Annotated in this window: 21 protein-coding genes, 2 tRNA genes and 1 rRNA gene; 12 read left to right on the top strand and 12 right to left on the bottom strand. The window is 50.2% G+C overall.

Translation table 11 applies throughout. The annotated features are described in order from the left end of the window. Positions 1 to 83 precede the first annotated feature (83 nt). Positions 84 to 650 (bottom strand): elongation factor P, encoded by a 567-nt coding sequence (gene efp / locus ACJY2G_RS04665; protein WP_013573742.1) that lies wholly within the window; start codon positions 648 to 650, stop codon positions 84 to 86. 38 nt (positions 651 to 688) lie between these two features. Between efp and epmB the strand changes: the two genes are divergently transcribed. Then, on the top strand, positions 689 to 1717 hold the full coding sequence (gene epmB / locus ACJY2G_RS04660; RefSeq protein WP_430320069.1) for an EF-P beta-lysylation protein EpmB: 1029 nt from the start codon (positions 689 to 691) through the stop codon (positions 1715 to 1717). 209 nt (positions 1718 to 1926) lie between these two features. On the opposite strand, the gene ACJY2G_RS04655 is transcribed toward epmB, so the two are convergent. From ACJY2G_RS04655 to ACJY2G_RS04640, 4 genes are all read right to left on the bottom strand, one after another. After that, entirely contained in the window at positions 1927 to 2271 is a 345-nt protein-coding gene (locus ACJY2G_RS04655; protein WP_112289755.1) for a DUF4156 domain-containing protein, read from the bottom strand. A gap of 301 nt (positions 2272 to 2572) precedes the next feature. After that, positions 2573 to 4219, bottom strand: a complete 1647-nt coding sequence (groL, locus tag ACJY2G_RS04650) for a chaperonin GroEL (RefSeq protein WP_112289754.1) — start codon at positions 4217 to 4219, stop codon at positions 2573 to 2575. 53 nt (positions 4220 to 4272) lie between these two features. Beyond that, positions 4273 to 4566, bottom strand: coding sequence for a co-chaperone GroES (locus tag ACJY2G_RS04645; protein ID WP_009636718.1), 294 nt, complete (start codon positions 4564 to 4566; stop codon positions 4273 to 4275). A gap of 214 nt (positions 4567 to 4780) precedes the next feature. Continuing rightward, entirely contained in the window at positions 4781 to 5272 is a 492-nt protein-coding gene (locus ACJY2G_RS04640) for an FxsA family protein (protein ID WP_014333639.1), read from the bottom strand. Between the two features lie 386 nt (positions 5273 to 5658). Between ACJY2G_RS04640 and aspA the strand changes: the two genes are divergently transcribed. The 8 genes from aspA (at position 5659) to ACJY2G_RS04600 (ending at position 14394) form a co-directional block, all read left to right on the top strand. Then, the gene (aspA, locus tag ACJY2G_RS04635; RefSeq protein WP_112289751.1) at positions 5659 to 7095 is read left to right on the top strand and encodes an aspartate ammonia-lyase; all 1437 of its coding nucleotides are present in this window, start codon (positions 5659 to 5661) and stop codon (positions 7093 to 7095) included. Between the two features lie 153 nt (positions 7096 to 7248). Then, entirely contained in the window at positions 7249 to 8550 is a 1302-nt protein-coding gene (locus ACJY2G_RS04630; protein WP_120162438.1) for an anaerobic C4-dicarboxylate transporter, read from the top strand. A 205-nt stretch (positions 8551 to 8755) separates the two neighbouring features. Beyond that, entirely contained in the window at positions 8756 to 10486 is a 1731-nt protein-coding gene (locus ACJY2G_RS04625; protein WP_430320070.1) for a protein-disulfide reductase DsbD, read from the top strand. Between the two features lie 43 nt (positions 10487 to 10529). Continuing rightward, positions 10530 to 11105, top strand: coding sequence for a division control transcriptional repressor DicD (gene dicD, locus ACJY2G_RS04620; protein WP_430320071.1), 576 nt, complete (start codon positions 10530 to 10532; stop codon positions 11103 to 11105). A 129-nt stretch (positions 11106 to 11234) separates the two neighbouring features. Continuing rightward, positions 11235 to 11310: transfer RNA gene (locus ACJY2G_RS04615), tRNA-Phe, on the top strand. Between the two features lie 380 nt (positions 11311 to 11690). Continuing rightward, positions 11691 to 12716: a S66 family peptidase gene (locus tag ACJY2G_RS04610; RefSeq protein ID WP_430320072.1), complete on the top strand. Its 1026-nt coding sequence runs from the start codon at positions 11691 to 11693 to the stop codon at positions 12714 to 12716. A 261-nt stretch (positions 12717 to 12977) separates the two neighbouring features. Continuing rightward, positions 12978 to 13850, top strand: a complete 873-nt coding sequence (locus ACJY2G_RS04605) for a winged helix-turn-helix domain-containing protein (RefSeq protein ID WP_244220157.1) — start codon at positions 12978 to 12980, stop codon at positions 13848 to 13850. Further along, positions 13840 to 14394, top strand: coding sequence for a FidL-like protein (locus ACJY2G_RS04600; protein WP_120162443.1), 555 nt, complete (start codon positions 13840 to 13842; stop codon positions 14392 to 14394). The genes ACJY2G_RS04605 and ACJY2G_RS04600 overlap by 11 nt, the downstream gene beginning before the upstream one ends. A 25-nt stretch (positions 14395 to 14419) precedes the next feature. Here ACJY2G_RS04600 and ACJY2G_RS04595 read toward each other — a convergent pair whose 3' ends face one another. The 5 genes from ACJY2G_RS04595 to ACJY2G_RS04575 form a co-directional block, all read right to left on the bottom strand. Then, the gene (locus ACJY2G_RS04595) at positions 14420 to 14692 is read right to left on the bottom strand and encodes a helix-turn-helix domain-containing protein (RefSeq protein ID WP_112289160.1); all 273 of its coding nucleotides are present in this window, start codon (positions 14690 to 14692) and stop codon (positions 14420 to 14422) included. A 23-nt stretch (positions 14693 to 14715) separates the two neighbouring features. Continuing rightward, the gene (locus ACJY2G_RS04590) at positions 14716 to 15687 is read right to left on the bottom strand and encodes a fimbrial protein (protein ID WP_430320073.1); all 972 of its coding nucleotides are present in this window, start codon (positions 15685 to 15687) and stop codon (positions 14716 to 14718) included. Between the two features lie 55 nt (positions 15688 to 15742). Further along, positions 15743 to 16468 (bottom strand): fimbrial biogenesis chaperone, encoded by a 726-nt coding sequence (locus ACJY2G_RS04585; protein ID WP_430320088.1) that lies wholly within the window; start codon positions 16466 to 16468, stop codon positions 15743 to 15745. A gap of 56 nt (positions 16469 to 16524) precedes the next feature. Then, positions 16525 to 18927 carry a fimbria/pilus outer membrane usher protein gene (locus tag ACJY2G_RS04580; protein ID WP_243701067.1) on the bottom strand — a complete coding sequence of 801 codons (2403 nt, stop codon included), beginning with the start codon at positions 18925 to 18927 and terminating at the stop codon, positions 16525 to 16527. A gap of 199 nt (positions 18928 to 19126) precedes the next feature. After that, positions 19127 to 19708, bottom strand: coding sequence for a fimbrial protein (locus tag ACJY2G_RS04575; protein ID WP_112289156.1), 582 nt, complete (start codon positions 19706 to 19708; stop codon positions 19127 to 19129). A gap of 517 nt (positions 19709 to 20225) precedes the next feature. On the opposite strand from ACJY2G_RS04575, the gene acs reads away from it, so the two are divergent. Genes acs through actP form a run of 3 tightly spaced genes read left to right on the top strand, consistent with a single transcriptional unit; the run spans position 20226 to position 24217 of the window. Further along, the gene (gene acs / locus ACJY2G_RS04570; protein WP_430320074.1) at positions 20226 to 22187 is read left to right on the top strand and encodes an acetate--CoA ligase; all 1962 of its coding nucleotides are present in this window, start codon (positions 20226 to 20228) and stop codon (positions 22185 to 22187) included. Positions 22188 to 22241: 54 nt separating this feature from the next. Continuing rightward, positions 22242 to 22553 carry a DUF485 domain-containing protein gene (locus ACJY2G_RS04565; protein WP_112289154.1) on the top strand — a complete coding sequence of 104 codons (312 nt, stop codon included), beginning with the start codon at positions 22242 to 22244 and terminating at the stop codon, positions 22551 to 22553. Next, entirely contained in the window at positions 22550 to 24217 is a 1668-nt protein-coding gene (gene actP, locus ACJY2G_RS04560; RefSeq protein ID WP_430320075.1) for a cation/acetate symporter ActP, read from the top strand. The genes ACJY2G_RS04565 and actP overlap by 4 nt, the downstream gene beginning before the upstream one ends. Before the next feature lie 141 nt (positions 24218 to 24358). On the opposite strand, the gene rrf is transcribed toward actP, so the two are convergent. Continuing rightward, positions 24359 to 24474 (bottom strand): 5S ribosomal RNA (rrf, locus tag ACJY2G_RS04555). A gap of 36 nt (positions 24475 to 24510) precedes the next feature. Beyond that, positions 24511 to 24586 (bottom strand) — tRNA-Thr (locus tag ACJY2G_RS04550). Between the last annotated feature and the right edge of the window lie 43 nt (positions 24587 to 24629).

The following is a 24629-nucleotide window of genomic DNA, read 5'->3' as shown; positions in this document are numbered from 1 at the left end:
CCAATTCAACAAGTTGGGGCTGGAAAGCTGCAACAGGCTTTCACCTGCGGCAGCTTTCATCCGACGTAATAAGCGTTGAGAACTTATTTAACGCGGGAAACGTATTCGCCAGAGCGGGTGTCACAACGGACGATTTCGCCGATCTGCACGAATAATGGCACTTTAACCACAGCGCCGGTGCTCAGGGTTGCTGGCTTGCCGCCGGTACCTGCGGTATCACCTTTCAGACCTGGATCAGTATCAACAACTTCAGCTTCGATGAAGTTCGGTGGCTGAACAGCGATAGGACGACCATCCCAGAGAGTTACGATACATTCTGCGTTGTCCTGCAGCCATTTAGAGGCGTCAGAAACAGTTTTCTCTTCAACCTGATGCTGTTCGAAAGTCTCAGGGTGCATGAAGTGGTAGAACTCACCATCGTTGTACAGGTAGTTCATGTTGGTATCTACAACGTCAGCGCCTTCGCATGAGTCAGTAGATTTGAAGGTTTTTTCTACACGGGAACCGGTCAGCAGACGACGCATTTTAACGCGTGCGAAAGCCTGGCCTTTGCCTGGTTTTACGAATTCACTGGATTCGATAGCGTAAGGCTCGCCCTCGAACATGATTTTAAGACCCGGACGGAAATCGTTGCTAGAATAAGTCGCCATGATGGCCCTCTAATTTTAAACTGGTATTAGCCAAAAAAATGGCAAACATTGTAACCCTAAACACGCCATTTAGAGAAGATTGGTTGTATCAACTCGGCGATGTTATCACTGACCCGGATGAACTGCTTACTCTTCTGGCACTTAACGACAATGCAGAACTGCAAAGTGGGCGTGAAGCCCGTCGTTTGTTCCCGCTTCGCGTACCACGCGCCTTTGTGGCACGTATGCAGCCGGGCGATCCACAGGATCCTTTATTGCTTCAGGTATTGACCGCACGCGAGGAATTTATCGCCGCGCCGGGCTTTACCACCGACCCGCTTGATGAACAACGCAGCGTTGTTCCGGGTCTGTTGCACAAGTATAGCAATCGTGCCCTGTTACTGGTGAAAGGCGGATGTGCGGTGAATTGCCGCTACTGTTTCCGTCGTCATTTCCCGTATCAGGACAACCAGGGAAATAAGGCCAACTGGGTTCAGGCGCTGGATTATATCCGCACACGCCCCGAACTCGATGAAATTATTTTCTCCGGCGGTGATCCGCTGATGGCGAAAGATCACGAACTCGACTGGCTGATAGGTGAACTGGAAGGCATCGCACACATTAAACGCTTGCGTATTCATACGCGTCTGCCGGTGGTGATCCCTGCACGTATCACGGATACCTTCTGCCAGCGCCTTGAAAAATCACGCCTTCAGGTGCTGATGGTGACGCATATCAATCACACAAATGAAATTGATGATGCGCTGCGCGCCAGCATGGCGAAGCTGAAACACCACGGCGTGACGCTGCTTAACCAAAGTGTGCTGCTGCGTGGCGTGAATGATTCTGCTGATGTGCTGGCGACACTGAGCAATGCGCTGTTTGATGCCGGTATTCTGCCTTACTACATCCACGTGCTGGATAAAGTCCAGGGCGCGGCGCATTTCATGGTCAACGACGACGAAGCGCGCGTCATCATGAAAGGGCTGATGAGTAAGGTGTCTGGTTATATGGTACCGAAGCTGACCCGCGAGATTGGCGGCGAGCCGAGTAAAACCATTCTGGATCTGCGGCTGAAGCAGTCTTAACACGCATACCTTACCCCAAAATAAATCAAGTTGCGGGAAGGCGACAAGTGATGGAGTCCCGATGAGCTTACTCAGGTAAATGATTCGGGTGACTGAACGTAGCCAACGCACCAGCGGCTTGAGATATGAAGGGGGAACGCAAAAAGGGATGCCACTGGCATCCCTTTATTCTATCTGGCATTCACGCAATTAAACGGCGTACAGCCCGACTATGAGCACTTATAAACCTGGCCGACCATTTTGCTGTCAACCGGTGCAAAGCTGGACAGGAAGTTTTGGGACGGGCTGTTGGCACCATAAATAGTGTTGCCGCCCATCGCTGCCGCTTTGTTACGCAGGTCATTGGCTGCACCACGCATGGAGCTACCGTCACCGCCGGTACCGGAGAACCAGTTGCTTTGGGCACCGGTGACTTCGCCAAGCAGCTGACAATTTGCGCCTGGTTTGTCATCCGTGAATTTCACCTGCTGGCCCGCTGCATCCAGTTGATGAGTGGTACTGCACCCGGCAAGCAGCGCGATAGCTGACAGGCCCAGTAACATTTTAATCCGCATCACTTTCCCCATTTGTTTTTGTAATCACATAAAGCCTATCAGAAAACACCTGGCTCTCTTAGGCATCCGTTGCCACGCATGCCCAAGGTTTGCGCTATCGGAATCAATCCGAAAATCACGCAAAAATGAGTCTACACGTTTATGGCCGACGACAATGAGAGTTATCTTACTGAACCCGATAAAAAATGGTCAAATAAAAAAACCCGGCCTTTTCAGACCGGGTTTCTTCAGTACGTTGTGTCAGTGAACAAAAATGTCCGCTGATTTCGCGTACCTGCGGATGAACGCAGGGGGATGATGATTACATCATGCCGCCCATACCGCCCATGCCACCCATACCGCCAGCGCCGCCCATATCGACTTTATCGTCTTTAGGCAGGTCGGTGATCATGCACTCAGTGGTGATCATCAGGCCAGCTACAGAAGACGCGTACTGCAGAGCAGAACGGGTTACTTTAGTTGGATCCAGGATACCCATTGCGATCATGTCGCCGTATTCTTCGGTGTAAGCGTTGTAGCCGAAGCTGCCTTCGCCCGCTTTCACTTTGTTGGCGATAACAGAAGCTTCTTCACCTGCGTTCACAACGATCTGACGCAGTGGAGATTCCATTGCGCGCAGAGCAACGCGGATACCCACGTTCTGGTCGTCGTTGTCGCCGGTCAGGTTAGCCAGAGTGTGAGCAACGCGGATCAGCGCAACACCACCACCAGCAACTACGCCTTCTTCTACCGCAGCACGGGTTGCGTGCAGGGCATCTTCAACGCGAGCTTTCTTCTCTTTCATTTCAACTTCAGTCGCTGCGCCAACTTTCAGAACAGCTACGCCGCCTGCCAGTTTAGCCACACGCTCTTGCAGTTTTTCGCGGTCGTAATCAGAAGTCGCTTCTTCGATCTGCTGACGGATCTGAGAAACACGGCCCTGGATTGTTGCTTCTTCGCCAACGCCATCGATGATGATGGTGGTGTCTTTGTTGATAACAACACGTTTCGCCTGACCCATATCTTCCAGAGTCGCTTTTTCCAGTTCCAGACCGATCTCTTCAGAGATAACGGTACCGCCGGTCAGAGTTGCGATGTCCTGCAGCATAGCTTTACGACGGTCGCCGAAGCCCGGTGCTTTAACCGCAGCTACTTTCACGATGCCACGCATGGTGTTCACTACCAGAGTCGCCAGGGCTTCGCCTTCAACGTCTTCAGCAATGATCAGCAGTGGTTTACCGGCTTTAGCAACGGCTTCCAGTACTGGCAGCATTTCGCGGATGTTAGAAATTTTCTTGTCAGCCAGCAGAATGAACGGGCTTTCAAGTTCAACAGAACCGGTTTCTGGTTTGTTGATGAAGTATGGAGACAGGTAACCGCGGTCGAATTGCATACCTTCAACAACGTCCAGCTCGTCTTGCAGGCCGGTACCTTCTTCAACAGTGATGACGCCTTCTTTGCCTACTTTTTCCATCGCTTCAGCGATCAGTTTGCCGACAGTTTCGTCGGAGTTAGCAGAGATGGTACCAACCTGTGCGATAGCTTTAGAGTCAGCGCAAGGGACAGATAATTTTTTCAGTTCTTCAACCGCATGAACGACAGCTTTGTCGATACCGCGTTTCAGATCCATCGGGTTCATACCGGCGGCAACAGCTTTCAGGCCTTCAGTGATGATGGCTTGTGCCAGAACGGTTGCGGTAGTCGTACCGTCACCCGCTGCATCGTTCGCTTTGGACGCGACTTCTTTCACCATCTGTGCGCCCATGTTTTCGAACTTGTCTTCCAGTTCGATTTCACGTGCAACGGACACGCCGTCTTTAGTGATGGTTGGTGCGCCGAAAGATTTGTCCAAAACCACGTTGCGGCCTTTAGGGCCCAGGGTCACTTTTACTGCATCAGCAAGGATGTTTACGCCACGCAGCATTTTCACACGGGCGTCGTTACCGAATTTTACTTCTTTAGCTGCCATTGTTAATTTCCCTTAAATTCGTTCTGTTCAGAAAAAAGTGGATCGGGGGACGATCAGGCTTCTACGATTGCCAGAATGTCGCTCTCAGACATGATCAACACTTCTTCATTGTCGATCTTCTCAGCTTTAACGCCGTAACCGTCGTTGAAAATGACGATGTCGCCAACTTTCACGTCCAGCGCTTTAACTTCACCGTTTTCCAGAATGCGACCATGGCCGACAGCCAGGATTTCGCCACGGGTAGATTTACCAGCAGCTGAGCCAGTCAGAACGATGCCGCCAGCGGATTTAGATTCTACTTCTTTACGCTTGACGATAACGCGGTCATGCAATGGACGAATTTTCATTGATAACTCTCCTGTGAGCGGGTCCATATCTATTTTTAGGGTTGAATGCCTGGCAAAACCTGCCTGGCCTCGTGGTTAGTTTAATGGGGGCGATACCCTGCCCTTCAAGGGGAAGAACAGAAAAATTTTCGCTTTTTCTTTCGCTGCTCTGACCGCTAAAAATCGGCTTTCGCAGCGCTTCCCAACAATCTTTTAACAATCAAGGCCACAGAGATTAGCGATCGCGGTGCTCTGTGTCGTCATCTTTTTTTGGTGAAACCAGACGTTCCTGCGTTTCATCCGTGCGCTGAAACTCGCCGTCAAAGGTATTTCCTGTCGGCGCGCTGCTCCCCCAGTTGCCGCCAGAGCGGACAATGTTCAGGTGCGGCATCAGTTTTAAGGTCAGGCGTTTCTGTATTGGCGGTAACAACAGCAGTAAACCGAGGAAATCGGTAAAGAACCCCGGTACCAGCAACAGGAAACCGGCAATCACCAGCGAAACGCTTTTCACCATCTCAGCAGCCGGGCTTTCCCCGACCGCCAGCTTTTGCTGCAATTGCATAAAGGTTTTCATGCCCTGATTCTTCACCAGAGAAACACCTACGCAGGAAGTAAACACCACCAGCAATAATGTTGTGGCAACGCCGACCACCGCAGCCACCTTGATAAATAAGGTGATTTCGATGTAGGCCAGCAGAAATAACAGTAATAACGGTAACCAGCGCACCGCATTCTCCTTGTAATTAGGCTCCGAAAACTCTGTCGTAAAATACGGTCACAGAGGCAATCGAAACCAGGAATAAGTGCCTGCTCAGGATCTTTGCTTTCAAAGAAATGCAGGCTGACTACACTGAGATGGTGCTACATCACAGTGATTTCAAGCGTAAGACCTGATTTAATTGAGCCGCTGAATGAATTGTGAGAATTCTCACAGATACCAAAAACATGCACAGTAATAGGGCAGGATAGTGATCTTAGTACGTGCAATTCGCCTGAAGCAGCATATGATCGCCTTCGTTGCCTAAACAACGGTTGATCGTTTTATATTTAACACGGTAAGTAACATAATTTTAAACATCGCATAACACATTCAGTACCGAAGAGAAGGTTCTCATGTCAAACACCATTCGTATCGAGGAAGACCTGCTGGGCACGCGCGAAGTACCGGCAGAAGCTTATTACGGCATTCACACCCTGCGGGCGATTGAAAACTTCTATATCAGCAACACCAAGATCAGCGATGTCCCTGAGTTTGTTCGTGGCATGGTGATGGTGAAAAAGGCGGCGGCTCTGGCCAACAAAGAGCTGCGTACCATCCCACGTCATATTGCGGACATCATTATTCAGGCGTGCGACGAAGTGCTTGATAAAGGCAAATGCATGGACCAGTTCCCTATCGACGTCTATCAGGGCGGTGCGGGAACCTCGGTAAATATGAACACGAATGAAGTGCTGGCGAACATCGGTCTGGAACTGATGGGACACCAGAAAGGCGATTACCAGTTCCTGAATCCAAACGATCATCTGAACAAATGCCAGTCCACCAATGATGCCTACCCGACAGGTTTCCGTATCGCCGTGTACACCTCTTTGCTGAAACTGGTTGATGCGATTTCTCAGCTGGGCGACGGTTTCGAGCGTAAAGCGGTAGAGTTCGAAAACATCATCAAAATGGGACGCACGCAGTTGCAGGATGCGGTTCCGATGACCCTCGGTCAGGAATTCCACGCATTCAACGTGCTGCTCAAAGAAGAAACCCGCAACCTGATGCGCACCGGCGAATTACTGCTGGAAGTGAACCTCGGCGCGACAGCGATCGGTACACGTCTGAACACACCGGAAGGTTATCAGCAGCTGGCAGTAGAGAAACTGGCTGAAGTCAGCAATCTGGCTTGTGTACCGGCAGAAGACCTGATCGAAGCGACGTCTGACTGCGGCGCCTACGTGATGGTTCACAGTTCACTGAAACGTCTGGCGGTTAAACTTTCTAAAATCTGTAACGACCTGCGCCTGCTCTCTTCCGGCCCGCGCGCTGGCCTGAACGAAATCAATCTGCCAGAATTGCAGGCCGGTTCTTCTATCATGCCAGCCAAAGTTAACCCGGTTATCCCGGAAGTGGTGAACCAGGTGTGCTTCAAAGTCATCGGTAACGACGTGTGCGTCACCATGGCTGCCGAAGCAGGTCAGTTACAGCTGAACGTGATGGAACCGGTGATTGGTCAGGCGATGTTTGAGTCAGTGCATATCCTGACGAACGCCTGCTACAACTTGCTGGAAAAATGCATCAACGGCATTACAGCCAATAAAGAAGTGTGCGAGTTCTACGTCTTCAACTCTATCGGTATCGTCACCTATCTCAACCCGTTCATCGGCCACCACAATGGCGATATCGTCGGGAAGATCTGTGCGGAAACCGGCAAGAGTGTCAGAGAAGTGGTTCTTGAGCGCGGATTGCTGACTGAAGCCGAGTTGGACGACATTTTCTCTATCGAGAACCTGAAGCATCCGGCCTACAAAGCGAAACGCTATACTGATGAAAATGAACAGTAACAGATTAAATTACTGACCTTTTAAAGGCTCGTTGTTCTGCGGAATAACGGGCCTTTTTACTTTTTGCGATACAACAATTACATAACAATTAATTATCAATTCCTTATTAATTATCAATCCCTTAAGGAGTAGCAGGATTATGGACGGACAACCATGCTAATCATCGAACTTATTATTGTACTGGCAGCGATTTTCCTCGGCGCGCGCCTGGGCGGTATCGGCATCGGATTCGCCGGAGGACTGGGCGTGCTGGTGCTGGCGCTGATTGGCGTCAAACCGGGTACCATCCCTTTTGATGTCATCTCCATCATTATGGCAGTAATCGCGGCTATCTCGGCCATGCAGGTGGCGGGCGGAATGGATTATCTGGTGCAGCAAACTGAAAAGCTGCTGCGCCGTAACCCCAAGCACATTACGATCCTCGCGCCCATCGTCACTTATTTCCTGACGATTATGGCCGGCACCGGCAACATCTCGCTTTCCGCCCTGCCCGTGATTTCAGAAGTGGCGAAAGAACAGGGGATCAAACCCTGTCGTCCGCTTTCGACTGCCGTCGTTTCCGCGCAGATAGCGATTACCGCATCCCCCATTTCTGCCGCCGTTGTTTATATGGCGTCAACCATGGAAGGCCACGGCGTCAGTTATCTGCATCTGCTGATGGTGATGATCCCGGCAACGCTGGCCGCTGTTATCCTGATGTCACTGATTGTCAGCTGGTGCTTTGACTCCAAACTTTCCAACGATCCGGTTTACCTGAAACGTTATGAAGAAGGACTGATTGAGCTGCGTGGCGATAAGGTCATGGAAATCAAACCTGGCGCAAAACTCTCCGTGTTGTTGTTCCTGCTCGGCGTTTTTGGTGTGGTCGGATACGCGGTGATCAACAGCCCGAGTCTGGGCTGGGTCGCACAACCGGTGATGACCACTAACAGCGCCATTCTGATTATCATGCTCAGCGTCGCGACGTTGATTACCCTGCTGTGCCGTATCGATACGGATTCAATTCTGTCCTCCAGCACCTTTAAATCCGGCATGAGCGCCTGTATTTGTATTCTCGGTGTAGCCTGGCTGGGCGACACTTTTGTCCAGGCCAATCTCGGCTGGATCAAAGAAACGGCAGGCACCCTGATTCAGGCACATCCGTGGCTGCTGGCCGTAATTTTCTTCTTCAGCTCTGCGCTGTTGTATTCACAGGCTGCCACCACCAAAGCCCTGCTGCCGATGGCGCTGGCGCTGAGCGTATCGCCACTGACCGCAGTGGGTTCTTTTGCTGCCGTTTCCGGTTTATTCATTCTGCCAACATACCCGACGCTGGTTGCAGCCGTGCAGATGGATGACACCGGCACCACACGCATCGGACGCTTCGTCTTCAACCATCCGTTCTTTATCCCGGGCACCATCGGCGTGTTCCTGTCGGTACTTTTCGGATTTGGCTTCGGCAGTATTATTCTCTGACAGTTTTTCCGGGGGCTACGGCCCCCGTTGTTTCTGCATTCTTCCCGCGTCAGACCACGTTCAGCACCTGCAGGGCTTTCTGCTCACCGATTGTGCGGGGTATACTCGCATTTCATTAACGCGCTGCGGCATGAAGCCGTCCGCTTCTTCTGTCGATTCACTCAGTGGCTGTATATCTGCCGCGACAAAGAGAACTTTACTCCGCATGGATCACCGCATTCTTCGAATTTTCTTCCTGCTTTGCAGCCTGTGTCTTTTGCCCTTTCAGGCGAATGCCTCTTTGTTTGGCAAACCCGCTGCGGCGCAGTTTGTGCCTGTCGATCAGGCTTTCAGTTTTGATTTTCACCAGCAGGGACATGATCTCAAACTTAGCTGGCAAATCCGCGACGGCTATTATCTGTACCGCAGTAAAATTGAGCTTGAACCGAAGAATGCGCAGCTCGCCGCCTTCCTTTTGCCGAAGGGGCGCGAACATCACGACGAATTTTTTGGTGAGAGCGAAGTTTATGAAAACGCGCTAAATATTGTAGTTCCGATACGTGAGGCAAGCGCCGAGGCGACGGTTCGTGTCACTTATCAGGGATGTGCTGCCGCAGGGTTCTGTTACCCGCCGGAAACCCGTGAGGTTCCGCTGAGTGCTGTAACACAACCGGAACTCGCCAGCACGCCTGCAACGGATAACGCGTCGGTTATCGCGACGCCTGAAACACAATCCACGCCCCTGCCGTTTTCTCCGCTATGGGCTTTGCTGATCGGCATCGGGATTGCCTTTACGCCTTGCGTGCTGCCAATGTATCCGCTGATTTCAGGCATCATTCTCGGACGCCAGCGCCCTCACAGTATGAAGCGTATCTTCCTGCTGGCACTGGTTTACGTGCAGGGCATGGCGCTGACATACACGCTGCTCGGCATGATAGTGGCTGCCGCTGGCTTGCAGTTCCAGGCGGCGCTGCAAAGTCCGTGGGTACTGATTGTGCTTTCGGTTATGTTCATTGCACTGGCGCTGTCGATGTTTGGCACGTTCAGCCTGCAACTTCCTTCTTCAGTCCAGACCCGTCTGGCTTTGTGGAGTAATGAACAAAAAGGCGGCTCGCTGCCCGGCGTCTTTATTATGGGCGCACTGGCGGGACTGATCTGCTCGCCCTGCACTACCGCGCCGCTCAGCGCGATTTTGTTGTATATCGCCCAGAGCGGGGATCTGCTGGCGGGGGCTGGCACGCTGTATCTTTATGCGCTGGGGATGGGCATTCCGCTGATTATCGTCACGATGTTTGGCAACAAACTGCTGCCACGTAGCGGGCCGTGGATGCAGTACGTTAAGGAAGGTTTTGGCTTTGTGATACTGGCACTGCCGGTTTTCCTGCTGGAACGCGTGATTGGCGACACCTGGGGACTGCGTTTGTGGAGTCTGCTCGGCGTGGCCTTCTTCGGCTGGGCGCTGGCACTGAGCCTGAAAAGCCAGCGAGGCGTGGTTCGGGTACTGCAGTTAGTCTTCCTTGCCGCGGCACTGATTGTCTGTCGCCCCTTACAGGACTGGGCATTTACGCCAGCCGGTGAAACAACTGCGCCGCAGCACGCGTTGAATTCCCAGAAAATCCATAATGTAGGTGAACTGGATGCCGCCCTTCAGGGGGCTCAGGGCAAACGCGTCATGCTGGATTTGTACGCGGACTGGTGTGTGGCGTGTAAAGAGTTCGAAAAATATACCTTCTCAGCGCCAGAAGTGCAGAATGAACTGACGAATACCTTGTTGCTGCAGGCTGATGTCACCCAAAACTCCGCGGAGCAGAAAGCGTTATTAGAGCGTTTGAAGGTTCTGGGCCTGCCGACGATTTTATTCTTCGGACCTGATGGACATGAGTTGCCACAGTCGAGGGTGACAGGGTTTATGAATGCCGCAGAGTTCAGCGCGCATTTGCAGAAAACCCGCCCTTAAACGACACTACCTTTTGAAGTACGCGAATTGTGAGGAGGCAAACGTGCTACGTGAACAAGTTCTCGATAAAACCCTTAATCTTTTGGAACAACGTGGCCTTGCAACATTGTCACTGGAAACTGTCGCCGAACTGGTGGATGTTCCGCTCAATGAATTACGCCGTTTCTGGCCGGATGCCGAAGCTCTGCTGTATGACAGCCTGCGTTATCACGGTGAACAGATTGATATCTGGCGACGTCAGCTGATGCTTGATGAATCCCTTTCTGCGCCGCAGAAATTGCTGGCTCGGTACAAAGTACTGGATGAGCAGGTGCGCCAGCAGCGCTACCCCGGTTGCCTGTTTATCGCCGCCTGTACGTTTTTCCCTGACAGCGATATGCCGATCCATCAGTTAGCTCAGCAACAGAAACGGGCATCCTATGACTACACTCTGGCGCTTTTGCAGGAAATGGGGTCGGATGATGCAGAAATGGTCGCTCAGCAGATGGAACTGATCCTGGAAGGGTGTCTGAGTAAATTGCTGGTTAAGCGCCAGCTGAACGACGTGGAAGTCGCCCGCCGTCTGGCAGAGGATGTGCTGAACGTCGCCCGTTGCCGCGAACATGGCGCGCTTTCCTGACTTCTCTGGTCTTCAGACCCGCGAATTCGCTTTTTTTGAATGAAAAGGCAGCAAACGAACGCATTTTATGTGTTTTAGATGACAAAGCCGTTGACGGCACAGGCCCAATACGGTTTAATGCGCCCCGTTGCCCGGATAGCTCAGTCGGTAGAGCAAGGGATTGAAAATCCCTGTGTCCTTGGTTCGATTCCGAGTCCGGGCACCATATTTAAAGAAACCAGCCTAACGGCTGGTTTTTTGCTTTCTGCGGTACGGACTCTCCATCGAACTTCGTTCGATGACTCGCCTTAGCAGGCTCGCCCTGCGGGCCAACGGCAAAGCCGTTGTTCAAACGCCTGCGGCGTTAGTCCGAGTCCGGGCACCATATTTAAAGAAACCAGCCTAACGGCTGGTTTTTTGCTTTCTGGGTTCTTATAAAAGATCATGGACTCTCCATCGAACCTCATCCCCAATTGTCTGACGCTTGCTCAGCCCACATCATTTCCTGTGAAATCCCCCACTGTTATCCCCTATAAACTCATATTAAACCTGCACTTGAGCTGATACATTGCAGATTGAACATTGAGCAAATTTATAGGATATAAAATGCCTTCGTCCACAAATCCGCTACTCGCTTCTCCGTTGAAAACCGGCGATACCGTTGGTTTTTTCTCTGCGTCGTCACCTGTTACTGCTACGGCACCTGAGCGTTTTTCTCGTGGAAAGAAATTTCTTGAAGAAAAAGGATTTGTACTGAAAGCTGGCTCACTGACGGGGCATTCTGACCATTACCGTTCAGGTTCAGTTGCCGCCAGAGCGGAAGAATTCAATCAGTTGATCCGCGATCCGCAGGTGCGTTGTGTGATGTCGACGATTGGAGGCAATAACAGCAATTCCCTGCTGCCTTATCTGGACTACGATGCGCTGCGCGCCGACCCGAAAATCATTATCGGATACTCCGATTCCACGGCGCTTCTGGCCGGAATTTATGCCCAGATCGGTCTCATCACGTTCTACGGTCCGGCGCTGGTGGCTTCTTTCGGCGAGTTTCCCCCGCTGGTTGATGATACCTGGGCCTCTTTTGCCGATATCCTGATGACCCGCCATAAAGCGCCTTACCGTTATCCTCTTCCTGCATACTGGACGGACGAAAAGCTCAACTGGAATGACGTCACGCCAGTAAGAGCCAAAAAATTGTATGCAAATACCTGCCGTTTTCTCGGGGCAGGACGCATTGAGGGACGGGTTATCGGCGGGAACCTGAATACTTTATCAGGCATCTGGGGTAGCCCTTATATGCCGGAAATTCATCAGGGCGATATTTTGTTTATTGAAGACAGCCTTAAAGATATTGCCACCGTTGAACGCTCTTTCTCGATGCTGAAGCTCAACGGAGTTTTCGATCGTGTAAGCGCCATTCTGCTCGGAAAACACGAACTGTTCGATAATGCCGGTACGGGAAGACAGCCGGCGGACGTTCTGCTGGAGATTCTGAACGGGCAGGAAATTCCCCTGGTCGATGGCTTTGACTGTTGCCATACCCATCCGATGTTAACACTCCCTCTGGGTACTGATATTATTGTGGACTTTGATCACCAGCATATCGACATCTCTGGTCATTACTTGCGCTGATACCTCCGAAATCACGTACTACTAAAATTCCGTATGTGATTTATTATCATCTTCCTGTTTCATATCCCGGCCATTTACATTTCAAGTGACTGCTCTGTAAACATTTACTACAGAAATCTGTTTTTAAAATAGAAGGGTTTATACTAACTGCCCTCTGTGAAGCAGTATATAAAGATAAAACACCCGTAAAGCAGCACTGTACTAATTAACTGATGCAGCGGAAATGACCGAATATTCTAAACAGGGAGGAGTGGCATGCCCATGGTTTATCTGATTGAAAATCAAATAGTCTTCAATCCGGAGGAAAATTCGCTTTCATTACTGAGTGATGATGAAAGTAAGATCACCGTCTCAAATCCTGCACGGAGAATATTATTATTGTTAATTGAACAACAAGGCGTGGTCGTTCAGCGTGAAACATTCTTTAAAAAAGTATGGGATGACTACGGCCTGAACGCTAGCAATAATAACCTTAATCACTGTATCAGCAAATTACGTAAAGTCATCTCAACCCTGGGATACCAAAATGAATTTATCGTTACTGTCCCTAAGGTCGGTTTTATCATCCGGAAGGAAATCATTATTGAGACCTGTGCCAATAAGATTGAGACTCAGGTATTAGTAGAAAATGGTGATGAAGTCGCTAAAGAGCCCGATAATGTTCCGGGCGAAGCGATGCCGGATGACGAAATAATAAATCATTCTGTGGCGCCACAGCAAAATGCAACTGAACCTGAACCGCAGAAGGGAAAATATCATCATTATTTTATAATGAGCATTCTGGTCACTGCCGCACTGACAGTCTGGGCAATTTTCATTTTTTACAATGACATGAGTGATCCGAAAGCTGACTTAGAGATTGCCAAAATCGGATCCTGCAGCTTGTACGCAACGGCCCCGGTTTCCCGGTCAAATAAGAGTAATTTTATTCAACTGGCAGAAGATTTTCTGCATAAGAACAATATCTCATGCAAACCAGGACACATTCTTATATTTCAAAGCGAGCTTTTCTCTTCGCCAATAAATACCGGTTCAGTGCGGGAGTTTCTCGCACAATGCAGCACCGATGACAATCATAAAGCAAGTGTTTGCATAAGCTATTATACAAATGACAGGACCACGCATGATCAGTGATAGAAAATTTATTCCTCCGGGCAAGAAAACTATTATTTACACGTTACTTCCTGTCGCTGCGTTGCTGTTAGTGTTATATGGAATGTCTCTGAGAAAGGACAAGCATACGTTTCCGGTTAATATCCCTTGCAGGGGAAGTATGATCGTAGAAGCACAATATGATCATCAGAGAGCGAAAATGGTGACCTCTTTGTACTTTAGTTTTCTTGATAATCGTAAAATTTTAGTTTCACTCAGTGGAACTGCATATTTATACAATGAGGAAGGAAAACTGGTAAACAGGAAAACTTTGCTGAGGAATATCTATTATGACTACGTACAGGAGAGCAAAGTGACCGATACCTATTCAATGACCAGCAGACAGATTAACATTGATAGCATAGACAATATGGACTGGGGGATTTCTTCGCTTCTGATGATAAACAGTTTTTTTCTAACCGGGCATACCGATACGATGGTGTTGAAGAAATATGATGACAACACCATGCTGATAGAAAGTAATCAGTCTCCGTTTGCATTATGTGTTTTCAAAAAATCTTTTTAAAAACAGCGAAATGGATGAAGCCTGGTTATTTATAGTAAAGATATAAATCATAACCGCAAGCCTGGGCATAACGAGACAAAGTACTGAAGCTTGCCTGAGCTGGCCGCTTCTCAAGACGGGTGATTGCCGGTGGCGTGATCCCAAGCCGTCTGGCCAGTTCAGTTTTACTCAATCCGGCATCTTCGCGCAGGGTTTGCAGCAGGGCGTGAATGTGCTTTTCTGCGATGAGTTCCGGTGCCTGTGCGGAGTATATGGGTTCCTCCAGCGCCTGAGCCCGCAGTTTTGCCGTTCTTAGCATATCGTTCTCCCTTATCTTTGCGGTCAGTAATAGTTAATCTTGACGATCACCGACGCATCAAACTGCCCGAGAGAAAGTGTTTTTCCCGGGATGGCACTCAGTTTTGCAGTGAAGTTTTTGGTGACCTCATTCACATTGTTAAGCTCTGCAAAGTTATCGTACCGGTTGAAAGTAATGGCCTTCTGCTGGTCGTTGTAGAGCATGAGCTTGGCACCGTTCGAAAGGTCAATCGCGGTGTCATCCAGCAGCGGACTGGCCGTTGAAAATTCTGCCTGTAGTGAGAAGTTATCCAGACATCCTTGTTTTACAGCCTTGATGGCAAACGGCAGTGAAATACCTGAAGACCGTGAAAGGGTCGTGCTTTGAATGGCGCCAAAATCGACAATCTGAGACTCCGGATACACTTTCAGATCAGAACCGCAGGCCAGAAAACGGATTCCCTGCAAGCCAGAAAGATTGTATTTGAGGTTTTTAGCACCGGGGGATTTGTTAATACCTCTGCTGCCATCAAGCTGAAAGACGGTGAACTGGTCCGCGCCCTGGTAATGCCCGCTGGAAGGTGCATTTCCACTGACTTTGATATACAGGCGGAACGTCACGTTGACGGTGACGTTCTGGCCTTTTTTGATAGGCGTACTGTTAGTACTGAGTCTCTGCTCGTTCTGTTCCAGATCCTGCCCGTTGTAGCTCACGCCCAGCAATAAGCCTTCCCCGATCGACTGGGATTTAGGGTTAAAGTAGAAATGCACAACGTCAATAATCGACCCCAGCACATTGTCGCAATACGCCGTGACGTTGATGTCATTCGATTCCCAGACCTTGGTGCCGACAGGTACATTCGCCGGAATAGCCAGTTGCCCTACAGGTATCGCCGGTTTATCCACAATACCTGTGCCTTTCTCCACACAATCGAGCGCCAGGGCGCTGTGGGAAAATAAGAAGAGCAGGATGATGATTGCCATCCGGCCAATGGATAATCTGCAAATATCAGGCATAACAATCCCTTTTCTTTATGGTAAACCCGTTCAGTCACGGCTTCTCACGTGGTTGTTATCGCTTATCATCCTTGCTGATAAGCTGACATTGCACGGACGGGCAATTGTATTGATTGACCTGAAGACCGCCGTAATCGTCCATGTACCCGAGACTGTAACGTTCGCTGACGTACTGACTGCCGGTCAGAGATTCCGTCGCAAACGGCGCCAGCATGACGCTGTCAAAACCCGAAGCATTGCCTTTGTTGTCTTTACCCAGATATCCGACAGTGATGTAAAAAGGTGTCGGATTCGTCAGTTTCAGCCCGTTGCTAAGCCGGGAAACCTGGAGCTGTTCCTGCCAGTTGGCTTTCAACAGTTTTCTCAGTTCCGCCGGGCGGAAGAACAATTTCACGCGGCTTTGGATCGCCACCTGCATCACGTTCGCCATATCACTTTTTGGCGGCACTTCGCGCACGTTGAAGTAGAACAGCGACTCACGGTCTTTCGGTAAACCGGCGGTTTCCGGCAGTTGCAGGATACGGATCTGGCTTTTCTGCCCGGCATCAATTCGCTGCATCGGCGGCAGCGCCACCAGCGGCGAGGTGATTTTTTCGCCCTGTGCGTTCTCCAGCCAGACCTGCGCCAGATAAGGCAGCTCCTTGCTCTGGTTCTCGAGCATGACACTGACGGATTTATCGCTGGCGTTATAGATGATGCGCGTCCGGTCAAGATTCACCGCGGCGACTGCCGGATAACATGCTCCGGCCAACATCAGTACGGCTACGCAGCGTAAAATCATTTTTTTCATCTGGTTATTCCCTTACTAGTGCGATCCCTTCAGACCGCTTTTCATCATTAATTGCACGGCAGCAATACCTGCCCTGAAGAGGTTTCAGGCTGCGGCGGCACCTGAACCTGGCACTGCTGGTCGTCTCCCCAGCGGACAGTCAGGGATTTCTCACCTGACACCCCGGCCAGATAGGCCAGACCGCCGTCACCGATTAGTCCGGCTTCAAAACCGGAACTGTTGTCGGTAACTGATGCCCCGAGCGGCGGATGACTGCCATCTTTCAGGCGGATCACCGCCATCAGACGCTCACCTTTAATCGCGCGGATTTTGCGAAAACCTATTGCTCCTTCGGTCAGGGTTTTACTGACCACTGAGCTGTAGACTTCCACGTCATCCGGTAAATGGTTCACATCAACGCGGATATCAGAGGTCTGATAACTGGACACGCCATTCACCACCGCAATGCCGTAATCATTGGTCACGGACGCCCCGTCGCTTATCGGAATGCCTTTCACGCCGGTCGACACCATCATGCGAGGCTCGCTGCCCGCGCTGCTCTGATGCAAGGCCGCACCCGCCGCAGTGGCGGTAAACGAGCCGTACCAGTTCGCATTCACCGAACGGTAATCGTTATTTTTCACGCTGCCGTTAGCGCCGAACTGGCCGTACGGCGACATATGCTGATAGTTCGCGCGAAACACGCCGTTACCTTTTTGTATATCCGGGCTACTCCCGCCCGCGCCAACGCGCCAGGTATTATTCGGGTCCTGACTGTTGTAATACGACGCGGTTTGCGAGAAGCCGCTTTGCGAATCCTGCTGCGCGTCGTAGCTGATTTGTTGTCCTGAAGACAGCGGAAGGCTGAGTGACAGGAACATCTGGTTTTCATCGGTATCACGGTAGTTCAGCTTGCTGGCCGAAAAGGTGGCAGAGACACCGGTAAAACGCCCGATATCAAAAATCTTGCTAACGGATACGCTGTAGTTGTTACTCGGGTCCTCGTTCCAGTAGACCTTATGTGTCGCTGACAGATATAAGGTGATCGCCGGCCACGGCAGATACTGGTTAGCGGTCACTGTGTACGTTTGTTTGTCATCACGGGAATAGCCGTCGCCGTTCACCTTGTCGAGATACTGGTTAAAAGACATAAACGTCTTTTGTGAGAAGCGATAACCGGCGAACGTGATCTGACTGCCGGTCGAATCAAAGCGTTTGGAATAGTTGGCGCGGTAGCTGAAACCGGTTTGTTTACCCGCATCTGGTACGGTCGCAGAAGAGCGAGTCACGTCAAAAGATACCGCGCCGAGTTTTTGCAGGTTTTGCCCGATACCCAGCGCCTGCGCCTGATAATTCCCGGTCGTCGCAATCAGCCCGCCATAAAGCGAGAAATCATTTAGTGCCCCCCAGGACATTTCCCCGCTGTAAAAACCCGGCTGTAAAACGCGGTTGCTGCTGCCTGTGGTCGGTTTCCCCATGGCCGTTTTAAACCGCACCTGGCCTTTGCGGGTCAGAAAGGGAATGGTGGCCGTCGTCACCTGATAGGTAGTGACGCTGCCATTTTCTTCTTCGATTTTGACGTCCAGCGAACCCTGTACCGCTTCGGTCAGGTCCTGAACCACGAATGGCCCCGGCGAGACGTTGGTCTGGTAGATGACCCGTCCATTCTGGCTGATACTGACTTTGGCATTGGTTTTGGCGATCCCGGTCACCTGCGGCGCATAGCCACGTAACGACGGTGGCAACATGCGCTGGTCACTGTTTAGCGACGCACCGAGAAAGCGGAATGAATCAAAAATGTCAGAACTCAGATACGTTTGTCCCCCGGTCAGGCGTGCGCCGATAGAGGGTAAAGCGCGATACACGTATTTCTGCGTCCAGGTGAAATTATCACTGGCTGGCGAACCTGAGGTGCGGGAAGAGGAATACTGATAATCCGCACGGGCGCGCCACGCCCCGAGGTTAAACCCGGTGGTACCGTAGCTGCTGAAACTGGTCGAAGTATCGCCCTGTTGAGGCATGTAACGGCTGCCAAGCAGGTTATAGTCGAGCAAAACGCCGTTTACGCCCTCATCCCATTGAGAAGGTGGCACCCAGTTCTGGTCGTGGAACGTCAGCCAGGCTTGCGGAATGCTGATATTAAGCGTCTGCCTTTCCTGATCGTAACGTGTGGTCACTTCCGGCATTTTATCCAGTGACGTACATTTGCCGTGATGCCAGAGGGTTATTTTTTCCCGGGCTGCTTTGGTCAGATCGAATTTATCCACCAGTGAAGGTGGTAAGCATAACCGGCTATTTTTATTATCATCGACCGGAATATATTGAATGACACTCTGGTCACCGAAGGTGCGACCATTAAGCATCACATCCAGCAGGTACTCTCCAGGCGCGATGTAATTGGCAACCTGAAAACGCGACAGATCGACGTTATTGCGATCGGCAGAATCAATAAAGTTAACGTTAAATTCCACCGCCAGGCTTCTGATTGAAATTAAGCATCCCGACAAAAGGAAAATAAGCCAAAAACCTGTCCCCTTCCTTGTCGATGTTCCATCCATCGCAAACAACATAATAAAATCACTTTTTGCTTTTATAGATCAAACATAAACCCCTGGCGCAGATGCACCTGGAAAATAAAGGGGAGATAACTCCCCTAAATAATAACAATGCTTATTTATAATTCAGGGCGTACGTTGCCTGAGAAACGATAGTACCGGTCGAAACTGGCTGTGAGTTGGCTTCAACGCGCGCAGCAAACACCAGCTCATTATTACCGGTGACAAGGTTAATATCTTTAGAGGTATCACCGACTTTCAGCAGGTCGCCGTTCGCATCAATCAGACGAATGCCCGCACCTTTTGCACTGCCGGTGTTAGCCAGCAATTCACTCGCGCTGCTGTCAGGTGTGCCAGCAAATGAAACGGCCACTTTAGACATCGCCGGATATTCGACGGTGCCCGCAGTTTGTGCAGTCAGGTCGCAGCCTTGCAGGTGAATGGTGTAGTTAACGTTCTGGGAATATTTATTACCGCTTTCCAGCACCTTATTTGCTACCTGACCCATGTTCACATTAATGTCCTCATCTCCTGGAGCAATTGAGCAAGGCGCATTAATAACGGTTCCGGTGAAATGAATGCGGCCAGAGCCCTGATCGGTTCCTGTCGGCGGTGTTGTAACATCATCTGCGAAAGCTGAAGCAGAAATAAGGGCAGATAAAGCGATAACCAGTGTCTTGTTCTTAGCGTTAAACATAGTAAGTCCTTGAGATTGTAACGGTAGCTATTAAGCGTTAAGCAGCTGTTAAGCGATATTATTCGCTGTACCGAAGAGAGCACCCCTCTCTTGCCAGATCAATATACTGATATTTTTAATTTAACGTTATAATAATTCGCTTAATGCAAATATTAAGAGTTTTACGCTCGGATTAATCTTTAAACATTGCCATTATGAAAGGAAATTAACTTATAAGTTAAAATAAATGATATTAAATGTTCTCTAATGAATAATAATTTTCGCATTAGATAAGGTGAGTTAAGCTTTATTTAACCAATTTATTACATTTTTAATCATAAATTTTTACTAAACACTCCTTTTTTCTCTTCCCTGGCTCCATTTTATTTATGTGGAGTGCTCCGCAATGAACATGCGCATATCCTGCTGTTTTTACTCTGCTTGCGTGATCTGACCCCCAAAAACCAAACAAAGCCAAACAGCAAACTACACTTAACCTTTGATTGACATATCATTAACAAATCAAAGGAGAAAAACCATGAGCCATGTTTATAAGCACCCTATTCCTGCCTCTGTCGCAGAACGTACCCTGATCACACCTGAGAAATATCAGCAGTTTTATCAACAGTCTGTCGAAGATCCGGATGCATTCTGGGCCGAACAGGCGAAAGTTCTGGACTGGATCAAACCTTTCACAAAAGTGAAGAACACGTCATTCGCACCGGGAAATATCGATATCCGCTGGTTTGAGGACGGTACCCTCAATCTGGCCGCGAACTGCCTGGATCGTCATTTAGCGGAAAAAGGCGACCAGACGGCGCTGATATGGGAAGGCGATGACCCTAACGCTGAAAACAAACACGTCACCTACAAACAGCTTCACCATGATGTCTGCCAGTTTGCGAATGTACTGAAAGGATTGGGTGTTAAAAAAGGCGACGTTGTCGCCATTTATATGCCGATGGTGCCGGAAGCTGCCGTTGCCATGCTGGCCTGCGCGCGTATTGGTGCCGTGCATTCCGTTATCTTTGCCGGTTTCTCACCTGAAGCCGTCTCTGGTCGTATTATCGACTCCAGCGCGAAAGTGGTTATCACCGCTGATGAAGGGTTGCGTGCGGGACGCACTATTCCGCTGAAGCAGAATGTGGACGATGCGCTGAAAAATCCTTCAGTCACCAGTGTGACACATTCCATTATTTTCAAACGCACCGGCAAACAGGGCGAGTGGAAAGAAGGTCGTGATATCTGGTGGCATGATGCCATTGACGGCGTTTCAGCTGATTGTCCGGCCGAAGAAATGAAAGCGGAAGATCCGCTCTTTATCCTCTATACCTCCGGTTCTACCGGTAAGCCAAAAGGCGTGCTGCACACCACAGGCGGTTATCTGGTCTATGCCGCTCTTACATTTAAATACACCTTTGATTATCACGATGGGGACATTTACTGGTGTACCGCCGATGTTGGCTGGGTAACGGGTCACAGCTATTTGCTCTACGGCCCGCTGGCATGCGGCGCAATCAGCCTGATGTTTGAAGGTGTACCAAATTATCCGACACCTGCTCGCATGTCTCAGGTCATTGATAAGCATAAAGTAAACATCCTCTATACGGCTCCTACCGCTATCCGTGCACTGATGGCTGAAGGCGATAAAGCGATTGAAGGGACCAGCCGTGAATCGCTGCGGATCATGGGCTCGGTGGGGGAACCCATTAACCCGGAAGCCTGGGAGTGGTACTACAAAACAATAGGCAACAGCCATTGCCCGATTGTCGATACCTGGTGGCAAACCGAAACTGGCGGTTTCATGATAACGCCATTGCCAGGCGCCACTGAGCTGAAAGCCGGTTCGGCAACGCGACCGTTCTTTGGCGTTCAGCCTGCGCTGGTGGATAACGAAGGTGTTCCACAGGAAGGTGCGTGCGAAGGCAATCTGGTGATCACCGATTCATGGCCCGGACAGGCGCGTACGCTCTTTGGTGATCATGAACGCTTCGAGCAGACCTATTTCTCAACGTTCAAGAATGTGTATTTCAGTGGCGACGGTGCCCGTCGTGACGAAGATGGTTATTACTGGATCACCGGTCGTGTTGATGACGTGCTGAATATTTCCGGCCATCGTCTGGGAACCGCTGAGATTGAATCCGCGCTGGTTTCACACCCTAAAATAGCAGAAGCGGCTGTTGTCGGCATTCCGCATAACATCAAAGGGCAAGCTATTTACGCCTATATCACTCTCAATCACGGCGAAGAACCGTCACCGGAACTCTATACCGAAGTGCGCAACTGGGTGCGCAAAGAGATAGGGTCCATCGCCACACCAGACGTTCTTCACTGGACGGACTCATTACCTAAAACCCGCTCCGGAAAAATCATGCGCCGTATCCTGCGCAAAATTGCTGCCGGTGACACCAGTAATCTGGGAGACACCTCTACGCTGGCGGATCCGGGCGTAGTCGACAAATTGTTGGAAGAAAAACAATCAATGAAAGTGCCGTCGTAATTTTCACCGCCCTGGCGCGGTGAACTCTATCAATGCCTCACAGGAGTCACTGAGATGAATGATCTCATTTATCAGAGAGTTGTAAATAATCCGCGCTTTAGGGAACTGGTGCAAAAACGCAGTCGTTTTGCCTGGTTACTGTCAGGGATTACCTTGGTTCTGTACGTTGCCTTTATCCTGCTGATTGCTTTTGATCCGCAGTGGCTGGGAACCCCACTTTATGAAGGTGCAACGATTACCCGGGGTATTCCTGTTGGCGTGGGGCTGATCGTTATCTCTTTCGTCCTGACCGGGATTTATGTCATCCGTGCGAATAGCGAATTTGACCGGCTGACGGCAGATATTATCCGCGAGGTGCAGCCATGAAGGCGCGTCGTGGCTCTCTCCTTTTACTGGCGTTGGCTTCAGCCTTCCCCTTCAGCCTGTTTGCCGCCGAAGGGATTGCAGGTGAAGTGAAACGTCAGCCTCTTAATATAGAAGCGATTGTAATGTTCGTACTGTTTGTCGGTGCGACGTTATATATCACCTATTGGGCAGCAAAACGTACACGATCCCGTCAGGATTACTACACTGCGGGCGGGCGTATTACCGGCCTGCAAAACGGTATGGCGATTGCTGGTGACTTTATGTCAGCCGCGTCTTTCCTGGGCATCTCTGCGCTGGTTTACACCTCCGGATACGATGGGCTGATTTACTCCATCGGTTTCCTGATTGGATGGCCTATTATCCTGTTCCTCATCGCCGAACGTCTGCGAAACCTGGGTAAATATACCTTTGCCGACGTGGCGTCTTACCGTCTGAAACAGAAACCCATCCGGCTGCTTTCAGCCTGTGGTTCGCTGGTCGTAGTCGCGTTGTATCTTATTGCACAGATGGTCGGTGCCGGTAAGTTAATCCAGCTGCTGTTTGGTCTTAACTATCATGTTGCCGTGATCCTGGTCGGGATCCTGATGGTGCTCTATGTGTTGTTTGGCGGGATGCTGGCGACAACCTGGGTGCAAATCATCAAAGCAATTCTGCTGCTGGCGGGTGCGACATTCATGGCCGTGATGGTCATGAGATCTGTCGGCTTTAACTTCAATACGCTCTTTACTCAGGCCGTTGCGGTGCATTCTAAAGGGATTGCGATCATGAGCCCGGGAGGATTGGTTTCAGACCCGATATCAGCTCTGTCTCTTGGCCTCGCGCTGATGTTCGGTACCGCCGGTCTGCCGCATATCCTGATGCGTTTCTTCACGGTTAACGATGCTAAAGAAGCGCGTAAAAGCGTATTTTATGCCACCGGCTTTATTGGTTACTTCTATATTCTGACCTTCATTATCGGTTTCGGCGCCATCGTTCTGGTCAGTGGGAATCCTGCCTTTAAAGATGCCAGCGGTGTATTGCTCGGCGGCAATAATATGGCAGCAGTCCATCTGGCTGATGCCGTTGGAGGAAGCTTCTTCCTTGGCTTCATCTCTGCCGTCGCCTTCGCTACTATTCTCGCCGTTGTTGCAGGTCTGACATTAGCGGGCGCTTCAGCGGTATCGCATGACCTTTATGCCAGTGTTATCAAGGATGGTAAAGCCACTGAACGGGATGAGTTACGCGTTTCGAAGATAACAGTCATCTTGTTAGGGATCGTGGCGATTGCTCTGGGTATTTTGTTTGAAAAACAGAATATTGCGTTCATGGTCGGTCTGGCTTTCTCCATCGCTGCGAGCTGTAACTTCCCGATTATCCTGCTTTCAATGTACTGGTCCAAACTGACTACGCGCGGAGCAATGATTGGTGGCTGGCTGGGATTACTCACTGCAGTCATACTCATGATCCTCGGGCCAACTATCTGGGTGCAGATTTTAGGGCATGCCAAACCTATTTATCCGTATGAATACCCAGCCTTATTCTCGATGATTGTCGCCTTCGTGGGGACCTGGTTCTTCTCGATTACTGATAACTCTCTGGAAGGCCAGAAAGAAAGGGAACGTTTCTATCCTCAGTTTGTACGCTCACAAACCGGGATCGGGATCTCTCAAAGTTCTAATCACTGATTGTTCTGATTTCAGAAACGCAAAAGGCCATCCCTGAGGATGGCCTTTTGTTTGAATCTTCAGTCTTAAATCGCAGAGCCTTTGAATGTAGAAAAGACAAAAGCCCCGTACTTTCGTACGGGGCTTTTGTCTTTTTTTGATGCCTGGCAGTTCCCTACTCTCGCATGGGGAGACCCCACACTACCATCGGCGCTACGGCGTTTCACTTCTGAGTTCGGCATGGGGTCAGGTGGGACCACCGCGCTAGTGCCGCCAGGCAAATTCTGTAATTTACCGAACTCTACGCTTATTACTGGTGCTGATACCCAGAGTCGAACTGGGGACCTCACCCTTACCAAGGGTGCGCTCTACCAACTGAGCCATATCAGCACGCTTATTCTTCTAACAGCTCGCTTATAAGCAAGCTTTACTA

The organism is Rahnella sp. ATs2 (assembly GCF_051851855.1).
Taxonomy (GTDB): Bacteria; Pseudomonadota; Gammaproteobacteria; order Enterobacterales; family Enterobacteriaceae; genus Rahnella; species Rahnella variigena.
This window is presented reverse-complemented; position numbering and strand designations above follow the sequence as displayed.